Consider the following 22,668-nt stretch of genomic DNA (forward strand, 5'->3'; position numbering starts at 1 on the left):
GGGCACGAGAGCCGTCGAGGGCATCCGGTACGGAGGCCCGGTTCGGAGCCGTACGAGCGCCGGTACGGGCTCATGCGAGGGCCCGCACGAGGCCGGGAAAAATCGGGAGACCACCGCGGGCCCGCTGGCCTAGCGTGGCCGCATGAGCACCGAGGTCCGGACGGTCGGCGACCACGAACTGCGCGACTGGATGCGCGCCATGGCGACCGGCTTCCTGCAGGAGCCGGAGATCTCCGCCGAGGAGGTCGAGGCGCGCCGCCCCGGAATCGACCTCGACCGGACGCAGGGGGCGTTCGACGCGGGCCGCTGTGTCGGCACGTACCGCAGCTTCGACCAGCTGATCACCGTCGTCGGCGGCGGCGCGGTGGCGGCCAACGCGGTCAGCAACGTGACCGTCTCCCCCACGCACCGGCGGCGCGGACTGCTCAGCCGGATGATGGAGAACGACCAAGCGTCGGCCAAGGAGCGCGGCGACGTCCTCTCGACGCTGATCGCCGCGGAGTACCCGATCTACGGGCGGTACGGCTTCGGCCCGGCGGCGTGGACCACCGAGTGGGAGGTCGACGTGGCACGGGCCGGTGTCGACCCGCGCTGGGCGGGCCCGGACGACGGCGGCCGCATCGATCTGACGGACGGCGCGGAGGTGCGGAAGCTGGGCCCGGAGCTGCATGAGCGGCTGCGTGCCGTGCAGCACGGCGTGGTGGACCGCACGGAGCGCTGGTGGCGGCGGAGCACGGGCGAGATCCGTGTCGCCTCGGATGCGTGGACGGAGCCGTTCTACGCGATCCACCGCCCGGCGGGCGGCGACGGCAGGATCGACGGCCTGCTGGTCTACACGGCCCGGAACCGGTGGGAGGCCAAGCGGCCGCACTGCAGCGCCAAGGTCCGCGGCATGATCGCGGCGACACCGGCGGCGGAGCGGGCGCTGTGGCACTTCCTGCTCTCGGTCGACTGGATCACCACGGTCCTCTCGGGCTCCCGGGCGCCGGACGACCTCCTCCCGCTGTTCCTCCCCGACCCGCGCGCCGCACGGATCACGACGCACGCGGACTTCCTCTGGGTCCGGCTGCTGGACGTACCGCGGGCACTGGAGGGCCGGACGTACCCGACGGCGGGTTCGCTGGTGCTGGATGTCCACGACGCGGCGGGGCTCGCCGGGGGCCGCTTCCGCCTGGACGCGTCCCCGGACGGCGCCTCGTGCACGCCGACGACCGCGACGGCCGATCTGACGCTGCCCGTGGGGGAGTTGGGGGCGCTCTACCTGGGCGACGAGTCGGCGGTACGGCTGGCGTCACTGGGACGGGTGACGGAGGAACGCGCGGGCGCGGCGGTCCGGGCGGACACACTGCTGCGGACCTCCCGCCGCGCGTGGTGCCCGGACGTCTTCTGACGCCGCGGGCGGGGCGGCGGGCCCTGCCCATCCATGGGGGTTGCCCGGCGGGTCGTTCCGGATGGGGATTGCTGGGCGGGTCGTTCCGGTGGGGAGTGCCCGGCGGGTCGTTCCGGTGGGCGCCGGTGCCGTTGCGCTCCGTCGCGCGACAGCACCGGCTGACGGTGGTCAGTGCACGAGCAGCATCGTGAGGACCACTGCTCCGATGCAACTGCAGGTGACGTTCTTCGCCTTGACGCCGACGGCCAGCATGGTCAGCCCGATGATGCCCATGGCGCCGAACCGCCACTGCACGAGCTGCTCGAATCCGACGACGACAACGGCGAGGAGGAGGGCGACGACGGGCGCGAGCCGGGTTTCGTTCATGATGGGTCCCTCCCTCGGGACGGTGCGCGAACGGCTGGAAGCTCTGCACCCATACGCCATCGGATGGGCGAGACGGGCAGACACCGGATCAATCAACTACCCATCAAATTAGTCGGGTTAGCCCTACAAGGGTTGTGCCCTACACCGAAGAACGACTAACCCACCGGCCAACTTGGCTGCCCCAGTTGACCGGAAGTAGGTGCGAAGGCCGACACGGCCATACATCCGCATGCATAACCTCACCAACTCTCCGGAGAGTGACCGGACATCGACCCGGTCAAGCAAGAACCCACTAGACCTCCAGCAGCCCAATTACGTACAGGCACGACCCAGTTGTAGGGTGGTGAGGTGACTCAGGACCGCTCCGCCCCGGGCGAAGCAAACACGAGTGACCCAAAATTCGAGCACGTTGCGGACGTGCTGCGGATGGAGATCAGCGACGGCCAGTACCGGTACGGCCAGCGCATCCCCACCCAGCGGGAACTCGTCCAGCGGTTCGCCGTCTCCCGCGACACGGTCCGCCGTGCCCTGCAGGACCTGCAGCACGAAGGCTGGATCGAGTCCCGTCAGGGCAGTGGCGCCGTGGTGGCCCGCAGGCCCTCGCACCATGCGGGCACATCGTCACCGATGGTGCATCTGAAGCCGTACATAGAAGAGGCGTTCGAGGCACCCACGGTCACGCTCGACCTGATGACCCTCACGGCCGAATCGATGGACGCGCATATTCGGGCCCAGACACTGCGCATCCACAGCGAAGAAATCAAGCCACAACGCATCGCCGTGCGGCTACTCTTGCCCAGCACCGACATCAACCTCGCGCTGCCGCGCTCCGTCGCCGATCCGAACGACGAGCGCCCGCGCGACCGGCATCGCATGCTCACCAAGCGGCATGCCGGCGCGCTGCGCGACGCCATCATCGAGCTGCGCAACCGCGACTTGGTGGAGGACGTCTCGGTCGAGATCAGGACCATGCCCCTGACCCCGATCGCCAAGCTCTACATCATCAACCGCCGCCATGCGTTGTTCGGCATGTACCGCGTGGTCAAGCGGCCGGTGGATGTGCGAGCGGCCGACGACCCGGGCGGGACGGAGAAGCTGGAGATCTTCGACGTCATGGGCCTGGGCGCGACGCTCTTCCCCTTCACCGGTGGCGACACGGAGACGGTGTCCCAGGACGCGACGTTCGTGGATCACGCCCAGCGGTGGTTCGATTCGCTTTGGGATCATTTGGCCCACGACGCTAGGTTCGACGACTGATCGTGATCTCCGACCTCACACCCCTTCTCTCGACGGTTGTCCACGAGAGGTGGGCCGTCATGTTCGACCTCGACGGCCCCATGTTCGACTTCTACGCCGCCCGCCGTCCCGGCCTGGAGCGCCGCGCCCCGGAGACCGCGCGGCTGCTGGAGAAGATCCTGATCGAGCACGACGAGTTGCTCCCGGTGCTGCCCAACCCCGACGACCCGCTCGCCCTGTACTCCGCCGCGCTCGACAGCCTCGGCGACCGGCCGCGCACGCTCCGCAGGGACGCCCTGGACGCGGCGCTGCGCCGGTGCCTCGACGACCAGGAGATGGCGGCGGCTGCCGAGAGCGCGGTGCCCACGCCGGGAGTCGAGGCCGTCCTGCGCGAACTGCACCGGCTCGGCGTCCCCCTGGCCGTGACGTCCAACAACTCCGCCGACGCCATCCGCGTCCTGCTCGACCGCACCGGTCTCCTCGCGGTCTTCGAGAACCGCGTCTTCGGGCGTTCCGCCGACCACCGGCGCATGAAGCCCCACCCCGATGTCCTCGAACGGGCCCTCGGGGCGCTCGGAGCCGCGCCCCGCGCCGGCCTGCTGATCGGGGACTCGGAACCGGACGTCCGGGCCGCGGCGGCCATCGGCGCCGCCTTCATCGGCTTCGCCGACTCCCCGCGCAAGGCGGAACGGCTGAGGACGGCCGGGGCGGACCGTGTCGTGAGCAGCATGGAAGAGATCCACGAAGCCCTCGGCCGGGTGGCCGTCGTCTAGGCCTGCGAAGGACGACGCACAGGGCATTCGCGCCTCCGCGCAGGGCGCAGATCTGAACGCGCAGGGCATACGCACGAATCCCGGTGCCGTACGTGCGGAAAGGTATGCCGTAGGCACCACCGCCGAGGACCTGGCCGGAAGCCACCGCGCCGACGTACCGACGCCCCCGACGGCCCGACGCACCGACGCACCGACGGGACCGACGGGACCGTCACGTGCGGCAGTTGACGGAGCAGCGGCACCCGGCGGGGACAGCGCTGACGGGGCTGTGCGCCCCTCAGCGGCGGAGGCACCGGCCGTTAGTCGCGCCAGCATGGCGGGCAAGAGGACTACGCTGCTCCTTCCCACTCCATGGAGAGTGCCCCTCGATGACTCCCACGGCGGCCTCGCCCTCCGGCCCGCGCAAAGCCGCCTGGCTGACGGCCGACCAGGAGGTCGAGGGCCCTCTCAAGGGCTACCACCACGAGGCGTACGCGGTCCCCCTCCCCCCGGCCAGCTCCCTCAGCGGCCGCTTCCGGCGCGCCAAGCTCCGTGAACCCCGGCCCGGTCTCCTCTGGTTCGACCGCCGCTCGTTCGGCAACGAGACCCGGCTCCTGGCCGCGCTCGCCGGGCGCATCCAGTGCATACCGGTGATCGACATGAGCCAGGGCTTCCCGCTCCACGGCTTCATCGAAGGCAGCACCCTCGGCACGAGCCACCCCGTCGGCACCCGCTTACCGCCCACGTATCTGCGGCAGTTGGGACGACTCTTCGAGCAACTCGTCGCCGTCAAACCGGGCGAACTGACGGTGGAGCCCGGCTGCGGCGACGAAGCTCGGCTCCCCGACGGGGACACCACCGGCTTCCTCCGCGGTCTGATCCACTTCACCGAGCACCAGGTGCTCCGCCGCCACAACGCCCGGTACGGCGAGCTGTTCTCCGCCCTCGGCGTCCCGCCGGACGGACTGGACCGGCTGCGCGAGCGGGCCACGGGCCTCGCCCACCGGCCCTTCTGCCTCCTCCACGGAGATCTGCACCGCGAGAACTTCGTCGTCGACGCCGACGACCGGATCTGGACGATCGACTGGGAACTCGCGGCGATCGGCGACCCGTTGTACGACCTCGCCACCCATCTCCACCTCATGGGATACCCGGAGGATCAGGAGGCGGAGGCCGCCGCCCGCTGGCGCGACGCGGTCGCGTCGAGCCGCCCCGCCTGCCTGAGCGGCTGGGAGAACGACCTCCCGCTCCACCTCGACTTCAAGCGGGCCCAGTCCGTCTGCACGGACGTCATCCGCGCCGCGCTGACCCTCGGCGCCGCGCCGGCGCGGGCGGACCTGCGGGACGCGGCCGAGCGGATCGCGCCCGTACTCGCGCGCGCGGAGCGGGCGTTGGACATGAGCGGGGTGCCGGGGGTGCGGGAGGTCGAGGCGGTGTTCCGCGCATGGTCGACCGGCCGAGTCCGTCCTCATGGCCGGATCCGTACCCGTACGGGATCCGGGGCCGATACCGGAGCCGAGGGCGGGGCCGATACCGGAGCCGGGGCGGGGACCCGGGCAATGACCGTTGTCGTGGCGGATGCCGGGGCCGGGGCCGGTGCCGGTGCCGGTGCAAGGGCCGATGCCGGAGCGGCTACGGGTATTGGTCAGCTCGCGTCGTCGGCCGGGGTCACGGACTCCAGCACCACGTCGAGCGCGGCGTCCACGTCCGAGGCGTAGAGCGGGCTGAACCACCCCGGACCCGCCTCCACCACCGCCCACGGCCCCTCTCCCCCGACGTCCGCCACCATCGGGCCCACGTCCAGGACGAAGGCGCGGGGCAGCGTATGGGCGCGGGCCGTCAGCAGATCGTGGGCGAAGTCGAGCAGGTCGTCGTGTTCCGGGCAGGAGGCGAGCGGGGCCGGGTCGAGGCGGCCGAAGGTGGCGTAACGGCTGCCGGTGCGGATCTCGCCGTCGAGGACGAACAGCCGGAACTCGGCGGCGAACGTGACGATTTCGCTCACCTGGACCGGGGTCGCGTCCGGCAGGCCGCCCGGGAGGCGTACGCCCGAGGCGTAGACGTCGGTGGGGAAGGTCTTGTCCGCCAACGGCTTGGCGAAGAAGGGCTGCTGAAGCTCGCGGGCCGCGGAGAGCGGGAGTTCGCGGATCGCCCGGCTGACAAAACGATACGGCAGGCGAGCGAGCCAATGGGCGGCCGGATCCAGTAGTTTTGCCCCGATCTGCGGAGCCACGGCGGCGGCGAAGCGCGGTCCGCCGTAAAGGTGCGCCGGGCGTATGTCCCGCAGCGGCTCCGGGATCCGGCGGCTCGGCGGAAGTTCCTCGACGAGCAGCCCGCGTTCTGCCGCTGCCTGCGCGAGCCGGGCGCCCGAAGAGGTGTATTGCGGGGTGAGAACCAGCAGTCCGGGGTGGGTCACAGGCTCACTCCGGGGCCGGAAGAGTCCATGCCTTCGGGACCGGGATCCGCGGGAAGCCGGTCTTCGCGTCGGGGCCGGGCGAGGCGGCGGCGGTCGGATCTGCTGTCGGATCGTGGCTCATGTGCGGATCCTACGCAGCCGCGCGCATCCGCTCCCAGGGCGCTCCTCGGGACAGTGACAAGCGATTCGGGACAGTGACGGGCGGTCGCGAGGAGCCCGGACGGGCCGCCAGGTCGTCCGCCGGCCCCGCCCGTGCGGGGGCGGCCCCTTGGAGACGTCAGGCCGTACGGCGCCCGCACAAGCACACCCGGCCGTGGGGCCGGCGCACACGAGACGGAGGGGCGGCACCGACGCATCGGGCCGTGCTGCCGCCCACCGCCCGCCGCCCACCGCCCGCCGCGGCGAAATCCGCTTGACGGGCACGATCGCGAAGCGCTCCCATGACCGTCGAATCCACAAGCCGAAGAAGGTATTGATGAGCGTCGGCACGATGCACGCAAACGAGCCGGAGACGGACGTCGCGCTCGTAAGCCGTCTGATCGCCGGGCAGTTTCCGCAGTGGGCCGACCTGCCCGTCGAGCCGTTCCCGTCGTCGGGGACGGTCAACGCGGTGTACCGGCTCGGCGACGCCATGTCCGTACGCCTGCCCCGCATCGAGGGCGGCGCGAAGGACGTGGAGTTCGAGCACCGGTGGCTGCCGCGGCTCGCCCCGCACCTCCCGGTCGCCGTGCCCGCCGTCCTGGGGAGGGGCGTACCCGCCGAGGGCTACCCCTGGCACTGGTCCGTCCACCGCTGGCTCGACGGCGAGCACCCGGCCGTCGGCGGCCTCACCGAACCCGCCGGACTCGCCGCCGACCTCGCCGGGTTCGTGGCCGCGCTCCGGCGGATCGACCCCGCGGACGGGCCACCGGCCTACCGTGGAGGGCCGTTGACAACGGAGGACACCGAGACACGGTCGGCGCTGGAGGAGCTGCGGGGGACCATCGACACGGATGCGGCCACGGCGGCATGGGAGGCATCCCTGAACGCCCCGCAGTGGTCCGGCCCGCCCATGTGGGTCCATGCCGACCTGATGCCGGCGAACCTGCTCGTCGAGAACGGGCGGCTCAGCGCGGTCATCGACTTCGGAACGGTGGGCGTGGGCGACCCCGCCTCCGACCTGATCCCCGCCTGGAATCTCCTTCCGCGCGGCGAACGGGACGCCTTCCGCGCCGCTCTCGCGGTCGATGACGCCACCTGGGCCCGGGGCCGCGGCTGGGCGCTGTCGATGGCGCTCATCCAACTCCCGTACTACCGCGACACCAACCCGACGATCGCGGCCAACGCGCGCCATGTGATCGGCGAGGTCCTCGCCGATCACGGCCGTACGTGATCGATCCTGGACGCGCGGTCAGGTCGCGCGGCGCGGGACGCACGGCCCGGTCGCACGGCCCGGTCGCGCGGCGCGGACGCGCGGCGCGGACGGACAGCCGCACCATGAGCGTCAGGCCCGCGCCTCCGGGCGGAAGCCGGTCCAGCGCAGGTCGTCCGGGAGGTGCGCCATGTCGTTGAAGAAGGCGAGCGAGGCGGGCCTGCCGGGCGCGTAACGGATCACCGTCAGCGCCGCATTGGCCTGGTTGAGCCCCAGCCAGCGCCACGGCGGTGCGTCGAGAGCGGCGCGCACGAGCCAGCCGATGAGGAAGTTGTGCGTGACGACCAGCTCGTGTCGGGGTTCGTCACCGGACACGGGGCCCGTGAAGCGCGCCACGGCTTCGCGCGCCAGACCCGGCCCACGCTCACGGTCGTACGCCGGGAACCGTCCGACGAAGTCGAGGAAGAAGTCGGCTGATTCCGCGGGCAGTTCGTCACGCCGCGGTACGTACGGGATGTAGTCGCCGGCGGGCTCCGACACCCGCAGTGGAACCCCGTCGAGCTGCTCCCCGATCAGCCGGGCCGTTTCCCGCGCGCGCGGCAGCGGTCCGTGGTGGATCGCCGACAGCGGTACGTTCCGGAGCCGCTCGCCGAGCAGCACGGCCTGACGGCGGCCCTTCCCGGTCAGCTCGCTCTCGTCGGGCGACGCCTCGCCGTGCCGGGCGAGATGGAGATAGCGCGTCGCGGTCCCCGTCATGTCCCGAGTTCCCCCTCGCCTTCCATGATCGTGCCGTCGATCGGACGGACGACGCTTTCGCCGCTCAGGTTCCCCGGCGAGCGCCGAGTGCCCGGCGTCAGCCGGATACGTCCGGCCCGAGCGACCCCCGCCCGAGTTCCGCCCCGTGCCACTCCGGCCCCGCACGCCCCGGCGCAAGCCCGACCGGTGCCGCGCCCCCGGCCCGTACGCGACCTCGGCGCGATCGTGCTCGGACCGAGGATTCCGTATGGTGCCCCACCCGTTCGGGAGCGCGATGTGCAGGACCTGGCCAGGTCAGGCGTGGCTGAAGATCTCCCGGAAGGTGGTCGGCTCCGTCTCGAACTGGGCACGCATCCCGCCAGGTTGGCTCGGAGTGACGGCGTTCGTGCGCCGAGGACGCCGAAGAGGCATGGGTGGTTCGTCGACAGCACCCGGACCTCAAGTGGTGTCAGGCCGACGCGTTGGGGTGTCGTGCATGCGTTAGGCGAGCTCTGCCCAGCGCTCGTGCGGCGCTACGACGAACTCCTGAGAATGGCCGCGCACTTGACGAGGTTCGGGCGGACCTTGCCGAAGAGGGTGAGGAACCGCTCGTTCCTCGGCTGCATCCGCGGGATACCTGAGAGTCCTCCTGGACCGCCGGCATCGCCGTACGCGGCCCGTCACCGCTTCGGGAGGAGCGGGTCCGTCCACAGCGAATGACAAAAGGCAAGGAGAGTTCCCCGCTCCTTGCCACTCTCAACGTATAGCGCACCGGGGGGCTTGCGGCAAGGCCCGGGGGGTGCCGCAGAATGATCGGCCAAGGCCGGAACCTGCAGAAATGGCAGATTCACGAAGTACATGTGGTGTTGTCGACCTATGGGTTGCGCGGGAACGTCGGGCCGCCGGCAGGGGCTCGCGGTTCGGCTGCGGGCACTCGGCGCGCAGGTGCGGGTGCGCGCGCCATCGGACCGCGCGGAGCGGTCGGCCCGGAATGTCATCTCGTTGAATGGGGGCTTTCATGATTGACGTGATCGTGGTCGGCGGTGGACCGACCGGCTTGATGCTCGCCGGCGAGCTGCGGTTGGCCGGAGTGCACGTGGTCGTGCTGGAGAAGTTGGCCGAGCGGACAGAACAGTCCCGCGGGCAGGGCCTGCACACGCGCAGCGTCGAGATGATGGACCAGCGCGGCCTGCTGGACCGGTTCCTCGCGATCAGCGAGAAGTTCCAGGTCGGCGGCCTCTTCGGCGGCATCGTCAAGCCGTGGCCGGACCGGTTGGACACGGCGCACCCGTTCGGCGTCGCCACCCCGCAGCCGGTCACCGAGCGGCTGCTCGAAGAGCGCGCCGTCGAACTCGGTACCGAGATCCGGCGCGGCTGCGAAGTGGTCGGGCTGAGCCAGGACAAGGACGGGGTGACCGTCGAGCTGGCCAGTGAGGGTGCCCCCGCCCATGAGGGCGTAGCCAGTGGGGGTCCCCCCGGCAATGGGGGCGTAGCCGCCCGGGGAGGGGGAGGGCGAGCGGAAGCGGAAGGGGAAGGCACGCACCTGCGCTCGCACTACCTCGTCGGGTGCGACGGCGGCCGCAGCGTGGTGCGCAAGCTGCTCGGCGTCGGATTCCCCGGTGAGCCCGCCAAGGTCGAGACGCTGCTGGGTGAAATGGAGGTGACCGAGGATCCGGCGACGATTGCCGCCGTCGTCGAGGAAGTGCGCAAGACCCAACTGCGGTTCGGCGTCGCCCCCGGCGGGGACGGGGTGTGCCGCGTTGTCGTGCCCGCCGACGGGGTGGCCGAGGACCGTGCGGCCGCGCCGACCCTCGAGGAGTTCAAGCAGCAGCTGCGGGCGTTCGCGGGCACCGACTTCGGCGTGCACTCGCCGCGTTGGCTGTCCCGGTTCGGCGACGCCACCCGGCAGGCCGAGCGCTACCGGGTCGGCCGGGTGCTGCTGGCCGGCGACGCGGCGCACATCCACCCGCCGACCGGCGGGCAGGGGCTCAACCTCGGCGTGCAGGACGCGTTCAACCTCGGCTGGAAGCTGGCCGCAGCGGTCAACGGCTGGGCGCCGGAAGGGCTGCTGGACAGCTACCACGCCGAACGGCACCCGGTGGGCGCCCGCGTGCTGGACAACACCCGCGCGCAGATGACGCTGCTGGGGGCCGATCCGGGCGCGACCGCGCTGCGGGAGCTGTTCTCGACGCTGATGGACTTCGAGGAGGTGAACCGGTACGTGACCGAGATGATCACCGCGGTCGACGTCCGCTACGACTTGGGCGAGGGGCATGACCTTCTCGGCCGGCGGATGCGGGACGTGGAACTGAAGCGGGGGCGCCTCTACGAGCTGATGCACGACGGCCGCGGCCTGCTGCTCGACCGGACCGGCCGGCTGTCGGTGGAGGGCTGGGCGGATCGGGTCGACCACGTCGTCGACGTCAGCGAGGAACTGGACGTGCCCGCCGTGCTGCTGCGGCCGGACGGCCACGTGGCCTGGGTCGGTGAAGATCAGCAGGATCTGCTCGGCCGGCTGACCGAGTGGTTCGGCGCTGCCGTCGGCTGAGCGCGCAGTCGCGACCCGAAAGGGTGGGACGTTGCGATCGCGTGAGACGGAACACCGACAGGTGTCCTCCACGTACGACACTCATCGCCCGTTCCCAGGGGACATGGATTCAGTTCCAACGGCTTCGCCCCTCCAGCACACCCAGCCCCCTGCATGCCCCTATGCGACCCACAGGGGCTGAGCAGATAAAACGGGACCGAACCCCTCGCCCTCCGGGTGATGGCACAGTCCGGCACGATCCCCGGTCGTCGGTTCTCAGCCGACTTCCGGTGCGGCGCACGAGAAGTCGTACACCGCCCAGTCGGCGAGCGTGCGATAGCCGAGGCGCTGGTAGAGGGCGTTGCTGGTGGGGTTGGACAGGTCCGCGAACAGGACGACGTCACTCGCGCCCGCGGCCAGAGCGGCCCGGCTCACCTCCGCCGCCACGGCGCCCGCGTAACCGCGCCCGCGTAGATGGGCCGGTGTGTAGACGATGTCCACCTGGATCTGGCCGCCGATCATCGGGTTCATTCCCGCGATGGAGACGGGGGTGCCGTCCGGGGTCTCCCAGAGCGTGTAGCGCTTGTCGGCGAAGCGCGTGTCGCCCCAGGAGTCGGCGTCCATGGAGACGGCTTCCCCGACCGCCTTGGCGAACTCGCCGCACCAGAACATGACTTGCTCGAGGTCCTGCTCGCCCAGGATGCGGCCCCGGCCCGCCGGCAACGGCTCCGGTGGGGTGAGCGTGCCGAGGCGGTACAGACGGAGCCGCGTGTCGCGGAGTGTCGGCGTCGCCCCGGTGTGCCGCTGCCAGGCCTCGGCGAAAGCGGTAGCCGTGCTGTGATCCGCGCTGACGGAGGGAAGGGAGTGCCCGAGGGCGGCCAGGCGAACGGCGAGGGAGTCGGCCTGCTGAGGCGTGAGCGGGGAGAGGCCGAAACCACGGAGAGGGAGGCGGTAGCAGGTGGCGTCGACCTCGCCTGCTCGTTCCAGCACGCCGAAGACGGGGGCTTCGGTGCCGAATGTCTCCGCCCCACGCGCCCGCACTCTCTCGGCCCACGTCAGCTGCATGACGTGCGGGCCCGGCCGCGAGCGCAGAAAGCCTCCGGCTCGGGCGAGGAAGTCGTCGACGTCTTCGCTGAGGTACCAGCCATCCGGTCGCATGCTTGATGATCCCCCAGGCCGTGGAAGCCGCCACGGGTTTTCCGTCAGGACGAGGAAGCGGACGGTTGGCCTCAGGACCAGGCCGGGCATGCCCCCGTGCCTGGGTTCACCGGGACACAAGGCCGAACGACTCGGGTGAGTGGCAAGGCACATGGTCGCGACCGAATGGCGCGGGGTGATGGCCTGACGGAAGGCGGCGTGCTGCAGAGTTCGTCCGGGCCACCCCGACCTGGCCTTTTTTGAAGCACTGGTCACGATATCTGTCGCCGAATTCGCATCGTTGTTTGACGTGTTCCGTGCTTATTGCAGGCAAGTTGGCAAGCAGGCCCCCAGCCCGAGAAGCGGGCAAGGTCAACTCTGCGCGGTCCGAAACGCGAGATACCGGCTGAAGGCTTCGTGGCTGTCGGGGGTGAAGCGCCACTCCAGCAGGGCCGACCACAGCTCCGGCTCGGTCAGCCAGCCATGCCAGGCGACCTCATCGGGATCGGGGGCCACGGCGTCCGGCACTACGGCTTCGTGCACGCCGAGCCAGTGAGGGCTCAAGCCGCTGCAGTTGATGAACGTGAACAGCAGGCGCGGCAGCGCACGAATGCCCAGCTCTTCGGCCAACTCCCGTGCGGCGGCCTGTTCATAGGACTCGCCGACATTTGCGGCGCCACCGACCTCGACCTCATAGAGCCCGGGGAAGCGCGATACCTGCTCCGACCGCCGGTGGATGAGGATCCGCCCACGCTCATCACGACACATCGTCACGGCGACCCGGTGCAGCCAACCCGCCCGTATGGCCTCCCGACGGCTGACCACCCCCAGCACGCGATCTTGACCGTCGACACGCTCCACCAATTCATCCACGTCGCACACCCTGGCAGAGCCCACCGACAACGCCGTTTCTGGGCGACGCGTGGAGGGCGTCCCGAGAGCACCTGTACCAGGAGGCCGGACGCGGATGACGACAGTTGTCGTGCAGATACGACACCTAGCGTGCACAGGCTCAGTCTCTGTCACCTGTTGGTTACGACACTTTTGCAAGCGCCTGCTTGCAAAAGTTAGCACGCAGGGGCAGGATCGCATCATGGCTTCACTCAACGTCGGCAACCTGGGCGAGTTCCTGCGGGAGCAGCGGCGCAGCGCGCAGCTCTCCCTGCGGCAGCTCGCGGACGCCGCCGGAGTGTCCAACCCGTATCTCAGCCAGATCGAGCGCGGCCTGCGCAAGCCGAGCGCGGAGATCCTGCAGCAGCTCGCCAAGGCGCTGCGCATCTCCGCCGAGACGCTGTACGTGCAGGCCGGGATCCTCGACGAGCGGGACCGGGAGGGAGTCGAGGTGCAGAGCGCGATACTCACCGACCCGACGATCAACGAGCGGCAGAAGCAGGTGCTGCTGCAGATCTACGAGTCGTTCCGCAAGGAGAACGGACTCGTGACGGGCGACGACAAGCCGGACCACGAAGCCAGCACACCCTCCAACTGATCCGGGAGAACGCATAGCCATGGCCATCACCGACGACCTGCGCAAGACCCTGACCGACCCGACCCCCCTCTACGCCGCGGCCGGTGCAACCGATCTCGCCGCCGAGAAGCTCCGGGAGGTGCCGGGGCTGATCGAGAAGTTCCGCGCCGAGGCTCCGGAGCGCATCGCGGCCGTGCGGTCCACCGACCCCAAGGTCGTTCAGGACCGGGTGACGAAGCAGGCGAAGGAGGCCCAGACCGTCGTCCAGACCAAGATGAACGAGGTCATGGGCAACCTCGACACCGACCTCAAGAAGTTCCGCGACCAGGCGCAGGACTTCGCGCTCCAGGGCGTGGGCAAGGCCGCCGAGTACGCGGTCAAGGCCCGTGAGACGTACGACGAGCTCGCCGAGCGCGGCCAGCGTGCCGTGCGGACCTGGCGGGGCGAGACCGCCGAGGAGATCGCGGAGATCGCCGTGGCCGTCGAGCCCGAGCCGGAGCGGAAGCCCGAGCCCCAGGCGCAGAACGGCAAGTCCCAGCAGCCGAAGGCCGAGCAGGCCAGGACCGCCGGTCCGAAGAAGCCGGCCCCGGCCCGCAAGCCGGTGTCCACCAAGAAGCCGGCAGCGAAGCCGGGGCAGTGACCGACGGCACCGGAAACGACCGGGAGGGCCGGGCGCGCGAGGCGCGCCCGGCCCTCGCCGTTACCGGTGGCCCGGTCGCAGTGGGTGCATGTCGGGTGTCGCCGCGGGTACGGTGACGGACGGGACGAAGTTCGCCCGATCGATTCACGGTTCTCTTAGGTGGTGGGCAGCGTGTTGGTGCAGGGGTTCTCCAGCCTGCTGGGGTGGCTTTTTCTGGGCGTGCTCCTGTTCACGGTGTTCGCGTTCGGTGACGCCCTGTTCCGGCGTGAGGACGCGTTCCGCGCCGCGAACAAGCAGACCAAGCCGTTCTGGCTGATCATTCTGGGGCTCGCGGTCGTCGTGAACCTGTTCAACCTGCTCTTCCTCGTGATCATCGGGCTCATCGCGGCGATCGTCTACATCGTCGACGTCCGGCCCGCTGTGAAGTCGCTGTCGGGCGGTGGCCGGGGCCCCAAGCGGCGCGGAAGCAGCTCCGACGGCCCGTACGGACCCTTCAACGGCGGGCGCTGACCCTTCCCCACGGCGGGCCCTTCCCACGGTCGGCCCTTCCCACGGTCGGCCCTTCCCACGGCGGACGCCCCGGCCCTTCTCAGGGCGGACGCCGCCCCTTCGGAACCGGATGAGCACCGGACCGCCGTCAGCGTTCCGTGCCGGGGAGGATCGTTTCCGCAGAGTTGTCGGCGCCTCGCGCGTCAGCACTGCCCGCGGTCGAGCAGCAGCATCGCCACATCGTCGTTGAGCTCGCCACCGTTGAGCGCACGCGCCTCGGCCAGCGCCGCGTCCAGCAGCGCCTCCCCGCGCAGGCCCGTCGTCAGCTGACGGCCGACCATCGCGACCATGCCCTCCTGGCCCAGCCGCTGCGTGCCCTGTCCGATACGGCCCTCGATCAGGCCGTCGGTGTACATCATCAGGCTCCAGTCGCCGCCCAGCTCCACCTGAAGCCTCGGCCAGCGGGCCCGCGGCAGCAGACCCAGCGCCGGGCCGCCCTCCTCGTACGGCAGGAGCTGCGGGCCCAGACCCGGGCGGACGACCAGGGGTGCCGGGTGGCCGGCCAGGCACAGGCCGGCGCGGCGACCGTCGGGCGCGATGTCCACGGTGGAGAGCGTGGCGAAGATCTCCTCGTCCGCCCGCTCGTTCTCCAGCACCTTCTGCAGGGTGCCGAGCAGTTCGTCGCCGCACAGGCCGGCGAAGGTCAGGGCGCGCCAGGCGATGCGCAGTTCGACGCCGAGCGCGGCCTCGTCGGGGCCGTGCCCGCACACGTCGCCGATCATCGCGTGCACCGTGCCGTCCGGCGTGCGGACGGTGTCGTAGAAGTCCCCGCCCAGCAGGGCGCGGCTGCGGCCCGGGCGGTAACGGGCGGCGAAGCGCAGGTCGGAGCCGTCGAGCAGCGGCTTGGGCAGCAGACCGCGCTCCAGCCGGGAGTTCTCCTGGCTGCGCAGAACCGATTCGGTCAGGCGGCGGTGCGCCACGTCCGCGCGTTTGCGCTCGACGGCATAACGGATGGCACGGTTGAGGAGCTGCGCGTCGAGCTCGCTGCGGAAGAGGTAGTCCTGCGCCCCGACGCGTACGGCCTCGGCGCCGCGCTCCGCGTCCGCCTCGGCGGTCAGGGCGAGCACCGCGTGGTGGGGGGCGAGGTGCAGCACATGCCGGAGCGTGTCCAGCTCGTCGCCCTCGCCCTTCCCCTTTCCGGGGCCACCGGGGCCGGTCAGAGCCAGGTCGAGCAGGATGCAGTGCACGTCGTCGGTGAGCAGCCGCTCGGCCTCGGTGAGGTTGCGGGCGGTACGGATCCGGACCCGCTTGCCCTCGGCGTCCAGCATCTCCGGGAGGTTGAGCGGGAGGGCCGGGTGGTCCTCGATCACCAGCAGCGTCAGCCCGGGACCGTGAGGCGCCTCACCGGCGGCCGCGGACCCGGATACGGAGGGGCGGTCCGGCCCGGCGCTGTCGACCGGACCTGCCTGCTGCGGCAGCACCGGACGTTCCGCATGTGTGCGGATCGGGGTGCCGGCCGAAGCACCTCCCGCAGCGAGAGCTGCGCCCTGCTGCGGTACGGGTACGGGCATTTCCTCTTCTTCCTTCCCTCCCCCCGAGGGCACAGCAACCGCCCGACGGCGGACGCTGACAGGCGACCCTAGCGGTCCATCGCACCGATACGGAATGGCGAATCGGAAACCGCACCTGTCATATGCCGCTCCATGCTGGGCTTTTGACCGGAAGCGAGACAATCGGGGAATGACGAACATCACTCTGTCCATGGGGGACATCACGGACCAGACGGTCGATGCCATCGTGAACGCCGCGAACTCCTCACTTCTCGGCGGAGGCGGCGTCGACGGCGCCATCCATCGTGGCGGTGGACCCGAGATCCTCGAGGAGTGCCGGGCACTGCGCGCCTCGCGGTACGGGAAGGGGCTCCCGGCCGGCCAGGCGGTGGCGACGACGGCCGGACGACTCCCCGCCCGCTGGGTGATCCACACGGTGGGGCCTGTCTGGTCGTCCGGCGAGGACCGGTCGGAGACGCTCGCCTCCTGCTACCGGGAGTCGCTGCGCGTCGCGGACGAGCTGGGCGCCCGTACCGTCGCATTCCCGGCCGTCTCGACAGGCGTGTACCGCTGGCCGCTCGACGACGCCGCGCGCATCGCGCTCACAGAGGTCCGCGACGCGGGGACGACCGCCGTCACGGAGGCGCGCTTCGTGCTCTTCGGCCAGGACGCCTACGACGTGTTCGCGCGGACGTGGGAGGCGCTGCGGAAGGAGAGCTGACCGGTCCGGTACCCCTCCCGCACCGCTTCCGCAGCCCGGCCCGCCCATCTGCCGCACCGTCAACACCTGTGCCCGGGAAGGCCGGTGGGCTCCTCGTCAGGACCGCGGGCTACGCGTCCGGGCGAGGCTCGGCGTCCGGACCACAGGCCACCGCGCCGGACCACAGGCCACCGCGCCGAACCACAGGCCACCGCGCCGGACCGCACGCCACTGGACCGGGCCATGGGCCACTGCCGTTGTCGGACCCGGCCTACTTGTCCGGGCGTACGACTCCGAGGATCCGCATCGACCCCGCGCCCGCGAGCGTCACCTGCCGTCCCGGCCGCGGGGCGTGCACGATCGCGCCGTCCCCGACGTACATCCCCACATGGCTCGCGTCGTGGTGATAGATGATCAGGTCTCCGGGGCGCATGTCCCGGATCTCGACGCGCGGCAACTGCCGCCACTGCTCCTGCGAGGTCCGCGGGATGGGGCGGTCCGCGGCGAGCCATGCCTGTGAGGTCAGCCCGGAGCAGTCATAGGTGTCGGGACCCTCGGCGCCCCACACGTAGTCCTTGCCGATCTGCTTGGTCGCGAAGGCGATGGCCTTGCGGCCCTTCTTCGAGGCCCGGTCGCTGATCTCGTCGAGCACCCCGGAGTCGAGCCATTTGGCCTGCGCCTGGCGGGCGGCCTCGTTCTCCAGCTCGCGCAGCCGCTTGAGCTCGTCCTTCTCGAGCCGGTCCTCGACCTTCTTGGCGGCCGCGAGACGCTTCTTGATCTCCTGCTTGGCGCCGGCCTTCTTCTTCCGGTTGTCTTCGAGCTTCTGCCACTGTTCGCTCGCCGAACTCGCGTACTCGTCCAGGTCGCTCTGCGTCCGGGCCATCGCGCCCATCAGCCCTCTGGTGGCCTGCTGCCCCTTGCGGGCCAGGTCGGCGTCGTGGAAGAAGTCCTCGGGCCGGCTCTTCAGCAGGAGCAGGGCCTGGTCGGGGAGCGTGCCGTTGCGGTACTGAGCGCGCGCGAGGGCACCCGCCCGGTTCTTCAGGCGGTCCATCTTCTCCTGCGCGCGGACGATCTCCTTGGCGATCCGGACGATCTCCCGGGACTGTTTCTTCGAGGCGCTGCGGGCGGCGTTGTACGCCTCGGTGGCCGCCTCGGCCTTCCGGTACAGGCGGTCGACCTGCTTGCGGACCTCCTCCAGGCTCCGGTCCGCTCCCGGTCTCGGCGCGGGTTCGCGGGGCGCCGCACTCGCCACTCCCGGCACGACCAGCGCGCTTACCGCACCGACCAGAGCAGTCGCCGTCACGAGCCGTATGCCCATGCCCCCCTGCCGCCTCACCGGCCACCTCCTGTTTCGCCCGACCGATCCGAGTTGGTGTTGTGTTGTCCCAGGTGCGGATGTTGCCATGCCTCTCTGTAATTCAACAGAGGCACGCGGTGGTCCCTGTCGGCAGAGTCGCCGCACCGACGGTCGAGGTTCACCTCGCGTTCACTCGTGCCCGTCGATCGATTCACCTGATCTGCCTAATTTCAGCCCTACCGGTGGTCCGGTGCGTCCGCCGGGCCATGCGGAAGACACTCTCTGCTTCGCCGTCCGCCGGCGGGCCCCAGGAAGGAACCTCGAAGGTGAAGCCTCAGCGTAAGAGCGGCCGCGGACTGCGCGCCCTGACCGTCGGCGCGGTCGCATTGTCCGGTGCCCTGGTACTGACGTCCTGCGGTTCGGACAACAACGCCAAGGACGGCGCCGACACCGACACGGCCGCCGCCAGCAAGATCAAGTGCGACGGTTCGGGCCAGCTCCTGGCCTCCGGCTCCTCGGCTCAGAAGAACGCCATCGACGCCTGGGTCCAGACCTACACCACGGCCTGCAAGGACACGCAGATCAACTACAAGGACATCGGTTCCGGCGGCGGCATCACCGAGTTCCTCCAGGGCTCGACCGCGTTCGCGGGCTCCGACTCCGCGCTGAAGCCGGAGGAGGTCGCCGAGTCCAAGAAGGTCTGCAAGGGCGGCCAGGGCATCAACCTGCCGATGCTCGGTGGCCCGATCGCCATCGGCTTCAACGTCTCCGGCGTGGACGACCTCGTCCTCGACGCCCCGACGATCGCCAAGATCTTCGACTCGAAGATCAAGAAGTGGAACGACCCGGCGATCAAGAAGCTGAACCCGGACGCCAAGCTCCCCTCCACCGAGATCCAGGCCTTCCACCGCTCGGACGAGTCCGGCACCACCCAGAACCTCGGCAAGTACCTGGGCAAGGCCGCGCCGAAGGACTGGAAGTACGAGGACGAGAAGTCCTGGCCCGCCAAGGGCGGCCAGTCCGCGAGCGGCTCCTCCGGCGTCGCCTCCCAGGTCAAGCAGACCGACGGCGCGATCGGCTACTTCGAGCTCTCCTACGCGACCTCGCAGAAGATCAGCACCGTCAAGGTCGACACCGGTGCCGACCAGCCCGTCGAGGCCACCTCCGACAACGCCTCCAAGGCCATCGCGGCCGCGAAGCTCGTCGGCAAGGGCAAGGACCTCGCCATGGACCTGGACTACACCACCAAGGCCCAGGGCGCGTACCCGATCATCCTCGTCACCTACGAGATCGCCTGCGACAAGGGCAACAAGACCGAGACCCTCGACGCGGTGAAGTCCTTCCTGACCTACACCTCCAGCAAGGACGGCCAGTCGATCCTCAGCGAGGAGGGCTACGCGCCGCTCCCCGAGGAGATCGCGAACAAGGTTCGCGAGACCGTCCCGACCCTCTCCTGACCTCCGTGCTCGGCCCCGCCCACCAGCAGTGACGGGCGGGGCCGACCGCCCGAGGTCACCCATCCGGTGCACCGCCGCCAGGGATCCCTCACCATGAGGAATGGTCCCCACAGACCGGAGCAAAAATGGACATAACTCCCACTACATCCGCCTCGCCACCGCCACCGCCCGCCGCCACCAAGGGCAAGTCCACCCGCGCCGGGGACCGCATCTTCCTCGGCCTCACCCGCGGCTCCGGCATCCTGCTGCTGGTGATCATGGGGGCCATCGCGGTCTTCCTCACGTACCGCGCCACCCTGGCGATCTCCAAGGACGAGGCCAACTTCCTCACAGCGTTCGAGTGGAACCCGGCGGGGAGCCCGCCGGAGTTCGGCATCGCGATCCTGGCCTACGGCACGGTCGTCAGCTCGGTCATCGCCATGCTCATCGCCGTCCCCATCGCGGTCGGCATCGCGCTGTTCGTCTCGCACTACGCGCCGCGGCGCCTCGCCGCCCCGCTGGCGTACGTCATCGACCTGCTCGCCGCGGTCCCCAGCATCATCTACGGCCTGTGGGGCGCGCTCGTCCTCGTCCCCTACCTCGGCGGCCTCAACAGCTGGCTGAACGAGTACCTGGGCTGGACGTATCTCTTCGACAAGGAGGGCACGGGACCGGCCCGCTCGCTCTTCACGGTCGGCATCCTGCTGGCCGTGATGATCCTGCCGATCATCACCAATGTGACCCGCGAGGTCTTCCTCCAGGTGCCGAAGATGCACGAGGAGGCGGCCCTGGCCCTCGGCGCCACCCGCTGGGAGGTCATCCGCATGTCGGTGCTGCCCTTCGGCCGCTCCGGCATCATCAGCGCCTCGATGCTCGGCCTCGGGCGCGCACTCGGCGAGACGATGGCCGTGGCCACCGTGCTCTCCCCGAGCTTCCTCTTCTCCGCCCATCTGCTGGACCCGGGCGGCGGCACGTTCGCGCAGAACATCGCCGCGAAGTTCAACGAGGCCAACGACTACGGGCGTGACGCGCTGATCGCCTCCGGTCTGGTGCTCTTCGTCATCACGCTGCTGGTCAACGGGACCGCCCGGCTGATCATCGCCCGCCGCAAGGAGTACTCGGGGGCCAACGCATGAGCAACGTCGTCATGGACAAGCCCCCCGTCACCGGGTCCCCCGGCCCGTCCCCCCTCGCCCACCGGCGCCTGCCCCGCTGGGCCCCGCTCGGCATCGCCGTCGCGGCCCTCGCCGCCGGTGTGGGCATCGGCCTCGGCGCGGGCTGGCACAGCAAGGTCCAGTGGGGCCTGATGGCCGGTCTGCTCTACGTCCTCGGCACCTACGTGATCACCAGTGCCGTCGAGGGCAAGCGGCAGGCCAAGGACCGGGTCGCCACCAGCCTCGTATGGGTCTCCTTCGTCGTCGCGATCATCCCGCTGATCTCGCTCGCCTGGGGCACGATCGCCCGCGGCGCCAAGGTCCTGGACGCGGACTTCCTCTCGCACTCGATGGCCGGTCTCGGCAGCAGCGACGAAGGCGGCGGCGTCTACCACGCCATGATCGGGACCCTGGAGCAGGTCGGCATCGCGACCCTGATCGCCGCCCCGATCGGCCTGCTCACCGCGATCTACCTGGTCGAGTACGGGCGCGGCCGGCTGGCCAAGGCCGTCACCTTCTTCGTCGACGTCATGACGGGCATCCCCTCGATCGTCGCCGGCCTGTTCATCCTCTCGACCTGGGTCCTGACCTTCGGCATGGGCTTCTCCGGCCTCGCCGGCGCCCTGGCCCTGGCGATCCTGATGATGCCGATCGTCGTGCGCTCAGCCGAGGAGATGCTCAAGCTCGTGCCCAACGAGCTGCGCGAGGCGTCCCTCGCCCTGGGCGTGCCGAAGTGGCGCACCATCCTCAAGGTGGTCCTGCCCACCGCGATCGGCGGCATCACAACCGGCGTCATGCTCGCCGTGGCGCGCATCACCGGTGAGACCGCCCCTGTCCTGCTCCTGGTGTTCGGCAACGCGTTCATCAACAACGACCCGTTCAACGGGGCGCAGTCGTCGCTCCCGCTGTACGTCTACGAGCAGTACAAACTGGGCACGGACGTCTCCTTCGACCGCGCATGGGCGGCAGCGCTCGTCCTCATCGCGTTCGTCATGATCCTCAACCTGGTGGCCCGGGGCATCGCCCGCTGGAAGGCCCCGAAGACCGGTCGCTGACCGCGGCCAGACGAAAGAAGTAGTGATTCACATGGCCAAGCGCATCGACGTCAGCGGCCTCACCGCGTACTACGGAACCCACAAGGCCATCGAGGACATCTCGATGACCGTCGAGCCCCGTTCCGTGACGGCGTTCATCGGGCCCTCCGGCTGCGGCAAGTCCACCTTCCTGCGCACCCTGAACCGGATGCACGAGGTCACGCCGGGCGGCCGCGTCGAGGGCAAGGTGATGCTCGACGACGAGAACCTCTACGCGTCCGGCATCGACCCCGTCGCCGTACGCCGCACGGTCGGCATGGTCTTCCAGCGCCCCAACCCGTTCCCCACGATGTCCATCTACGACAACGTGGCGGCGGGCCTGCGGCTCAACGGCTCGTACAAGAAGCGGGAGCTCGACGGCGTCGTCGAGAAGTCGCTGCGCGGCGCCAACCTCTGGAACGAGGTCAAGGACCGCCTCAACAAGCCCGGCTCCGGCCTCTCCGGCGGCCAGCAGCAGCGGCTCTGCATCGCCCGCGCGATCGCTGTCGAGCCCGAGGTGCTGCTCATGGACGAGCCCTGCTCGGCCCTGGACCCGATCTCCACGCTCGCCATCGAGGACCTCATCGGCGAGCTGAAGGAGCGCTTCACCATCGTCATCGTGACGCACAACATGCAGCAGGCGGCGCGCGTCTCGGACCGTACGGCGTTCTTCAACCTCTCCGCCGTCGGCCAGCCCGGCAAGCTCATCGAGATCGACGAGACGGAGCGGATCTTCTCCAACCCGTCGGTGCAGGCGACGGAGGACTACATCTCCGGCCGCTTCGGCTGAGTCCGGCCGGTACGCCGCCGGGCGGCGGGCGCACTGCGTGCGGGGAGGCGCCCGGCGCGATGGGCGCCTCCCGGCACGGCGGACGCGGCGCACCACCCATGCGGCCCGGCCGCATGACACAAGACGTCTCGCGGTGCTGCATGGCGGTGCCACCGCAGGACGAA

Annotated in this window: 21 protein-coding genes; 14 read left to right on the plus strand and 7 right to left on the minus strand. The window is 70.3% G+C overall.

Features of this window, described 5'->3' with window-relative positions:
• Window positions 1–142: 142 nt before the first annotated feature.
• A complete protein-coding gene (locus ACGFNH_RS19700) occupies window positions 143–1,390 on the plus strand; it encodes a GNAT family N-acetyltransferase (protein WP_393655311.1) in 1,248 nt (415 codons plus the stop codon).
• A 168-nt stretch (window positions 1,391–1,558) separates the two neighbouring features.
• Here the strand turns inward: ACGFNH_RS19700 and ACGFNH_RS19705 are convergent, their stop codons facing one another.
• Window positions 1,559–1,756 (minus strand): hypothetical protein, encoded by a 198-nt coding sequence (locus ACGFNH_RS19705; RefSeq protein WP_393655313.1) that lies wholly within the window; start codon window positions 1,754–1,756, stop codon window positions 1,559–1,561.
• Between the two features lie 348 nt (window positions 1,757–2,104).
• Between ACGFNH_RS19705 and ACGFNH_RS19710 the strand changes: the two genes are divergently transcribed.
• The 3 genes from ACGFNH_RS19710 (at window position 2,105) to ACGFNH_RS19720 (ending at window position 5,462) form a co-directional block, all read left to right on the plus strand.
• A complete protein-coding gene (locus ACGFNH_RS19710; RefSeq protein WP_393655315.1) occupies window positions 2,105–3,013 on the plus strand; it encodes a winged helix-turn-helix domain-containing protein in 909 nt (302 codons plus the stop codon).
• Window positions 3,014–3,072: 59 nt separating this feature from the next.
• Window positions 3,073–3,765, plus strand: coding sequence for an HAD family hydrolase (locus ACGFNH_RS19715; protein ID WP_393655317.1), 693 nt, complete (start codon window positions 3,073–3,075; stop codon window positions 3,763–3,765).
• Window positions 3,766–4,133: 368 nt separating this feature from the next.
• Entirely contained in the window at window positions 4,134–5,462 is a 1,329-nt protein-coding gene (locus ACGFNH_RS19720; protein ID WP_393655319.1) for a phosphotransferase, read from the plus strand.
• Here the strand turns inward: ACGFNH_RS19720 and ACGFNH_RS19725 are convergent.
• The gene (locus ACGFNH_RS19725) at window positions 5,390–6,157 is read right to left on the minus strand and encodes an ATP-grasp domain-containing protein (RefSeq protein WP_393655321.1); all 768 of its coding nucleotides are present in this window, start codon (window positions 6,155–6,157) and stop codon (window positions 5,390–5,392) included. The genes ACGFNH_RS19720 and ACGFNH_RS19725 overlap by 73 nt on opposite strands.
• A 475-nt stretch (window positions 6,158–6,632) precedes the next feature.
• Here ACGFNH_RS19725 and ACGFNH_RS19730 point away from each other — a divergent pair, with 475 nt between their 5' ends.
• Window positions 6,633–7,529 carry an aminoglycoside phosphotransferase family protein gene (locus tag ACGFNH_RS19730; RefSeq protein ID WP_393655323.1) on the plus strand — a complete coding sequence of 299 codons (897 nt, stop codon included), beginning with the start codon at window positions 6,633–6,635 and terminating at the stop codon, window positions 7,527–7,529.
• 111 nt (window positions 7,530–7,640) lie between these two features.
• On the opposite strand, the gene ACGFNH_RS19735 is transcribed toward ACGFNH_RS19730, so the two are convergent.
• A complete protein-coding gene (locus ACGFNH_RS19735) occupies window positions 7,641–8,264 on the minus strand; it encodes a histidine phosphatase family protein (RefSeq protein WP_393655325.1) in 624 nt (207 codons plus the stop codon).
• 997 nt (window positions 8,265–9,261) lie between these two features.
• On the opposite strand from ACGFNH_RS19735, the gene ACGFNH_RS19740 reads away from it, so the two are divergent.
• Window positions 9,262–10,791: an FAD-dependent monooxygenase gene (locus ACGFNH_RS19740; protein WP_393655326.1), complete on the plus strand. Its 1,530-nt coding sequence runs from the start codon at window positions 9,262–9,264 to the stop codon at window positions 10,789–10,791.
• 255 nt (window positions 10,792–11,046) lie between these two features.
• Here ACGFNH_RS19740 and ACGFNH_RS19745 read toward each other — a convergent pair whose 3' ends face one another.
• Window positions 11,047–11,928: a GNAT family N-acetyltransferase gene (locus tag ACGFNH_RS19745; RefSeq protein ID WP_393655328.1), complete on the minus strand. Its 882-nt coding sequence runs from the start codon at window positions 11,926–11,928 to the stop codon at window positions 11,047–11,049.
• A gap of 351 nt (window positions 11,929–12,279) precedes the next feature.
• Window positions 12,280–12,789, minus strand: a complete 510-nt coding sequence (locus ACGFNH_RS19750; protein WP_393655330.1) for an NUDIX hydrolase — start codon at window positions 12,787–12,789, stop codon at window positions 12,280–12,282.
• 211 nt (window positions 12,790–13,000) lie between these two features.
• On the opposite strand from ACGFNH_RS19750, the gene ACGFNH_RS19755 reads away from it, so the two are divergent.
• The 3 genes from ACGFNH_RS19755 (at window position 13,001) to ACGFNH_RS19765 (ending at window position 14,525) form a co-directional block, all read left to right on the plus strand.
• Window positions 13,001–13,396: a helix-turn-helix domain-containing protein gene (locus tag ACGFNH_RS19755; protein ID WP_393655332.1), complete on the plus strand. Its 396-nt coding sequence runs from the start codon at window positions 13,001–13,003 to the stop codon at window positions 13,394–13,396.
• Window positions 13,397–13,415: 19 nt separating this feature from the next.
• Window positions 13,416–14,015 (plus strand): hypothetical protein, encoded by a 600-nt coding sequence (locus ACGFNH_RS19760; RefSeq protein WP_393655334.1) that lies wholly within the window; start codon window positions 13,416–13,418, stop codon window positions 14,013–14,015.
• Window positions 14,016–14,174: 159 nt separating this feature from the next.
• Complete coding sequence (locus tag ACGFNH_RS19765; RefSeq protein ID WP_393655336.1) at window positions 14,175–14,525, plus strand: DUF2516 family protein; 351 nt, start codon at window positions 14,175–14,177, stop codon at window positions 14,523–14,525.
• 182 nt (window positions 14,526–14,707) lie between these two features.
• Here the strand turns inward: ACGFNH_RS19765 and ACGFNH_RS19770 are convergent, their stop codons facing one another.
• Window positions 14,708–16,075, minus strand: coding sequence for a PP2C family protein-serine/threonine phosphatase (locus ACGFNH_RS19770; RefSeq protein ID WP_393655337.1), 1,368 nt, complete (start codon window positions 16,073–16,075; stop codon window positions 14,708–14,710).
• A 169-nt stretch (window positions 16,076–16,244) separates the two neighbouring features.
• On the opposite strand from ACGFNH_RS19770, the gene ACGFNH_RS19775 reads away from it, so the two are divergent.
• On the plus strand, window positions 16,245–16,775 hold the full coding sequence (locus ACGFNH_RS19775) for an O-acetyl-ADP-ribose deacetylase (protein ID WP_393655339.1): 531 nt from the start codon (window positions 16,245–16,247) through the stop codon (window positions 16,773–16,775).
• 250 nt (window positions 16,776–17,025) lie between these two features.
• Here ACGFNH_RS19775 and ACGFNH_RS19780 read toward each other — a convergent pair whose 3' ends face one another.
• The gene (locus ACGFNH_RS19780; protein ID WP_393655442.1) at window positions 17,026–18,072 is read right to left on the minus strand and encodes an NlpC/P60 family protein; all 1,047 of its coding nucleotides are present in this window, start codon (window positions 18,070–18,072) and stop codon (window positions 17,026–17,028) included.
• Window positions 18,073–18,377: 305 nt separating this feature from the next.
• Between ACGFNH_RS19780 and pstS the strand changes: the two genes are divergently transcribed.
• The 4 genes from pstS (at window position 18,378) to pstB (ending at window position 22,504) form a co-directional block, all read left to right on the plus strand.
• Complete coding sequence (gene pstS, locus ACGFNH_RS19785) at window positions 18,378–19,508, plus strand: phosphate ABC transporter substrate-binding protein PstS (protein ID WP_393655341.1); 1,131 nt, start codon at window positions 18,378–18,380, stop codon at window positions 19,506–19,508.
• A 125-nt stretch (window positions 19,509–19,633) separates the two neighbouring features.
• Window positions 19,634–20,623 carry a phosphate ABC transporter permease subunit PstC gene (gene pstC / locus ACGFNH_RS19790; RefSeq protein WP_393655343.1) on the plus strand — a complete coding sequence of 330 codons (990 nt, stop codon included), beginning with the start codon at window positions 19,634–19,636 and terminating at the stop codon, window positions 20,621–20,623.
• A complete protein-coding gene (gene pstA / locus ACGFNH_RS19795; protein WP_393655345.1) occupies window positions 20,620–21,696 on the plus strand; it encodes a phosphate ABC transporter permease PstA in 1,077 nt (358 codons plus the stop codon). Before pstC ends, pstA begins: the two co-directional genes overlap by 4 nt.
• Before the next feature lie 31 nt (window positions 21,697–21,727).
• The gene (gene pstB, locus ACGFNH_RS19800; RefSeq protein WP_393655347.1) at window positions 21,728–22,504 is read left to right on the plus strand and encodes a phosphate ABC transporter ATP-binding protein PstB; all 777 of its coding nucleotides are present in this window, start codon (window positions 21,728–21,730) and stop codon (window positions 22,502–22,504) included.
• Window positions 22,505–22,668: the final 164 nt, after the last annotated feature.

It is taken from the genome of Streptomyces sp. NPDC048639, assembly GCF_043199075.1.
Classification (GTDB): Bacteria; Actinomycetota; Actinomycetes; order Streptomycetales; family Streptomycetaceae; genus Streptomyces.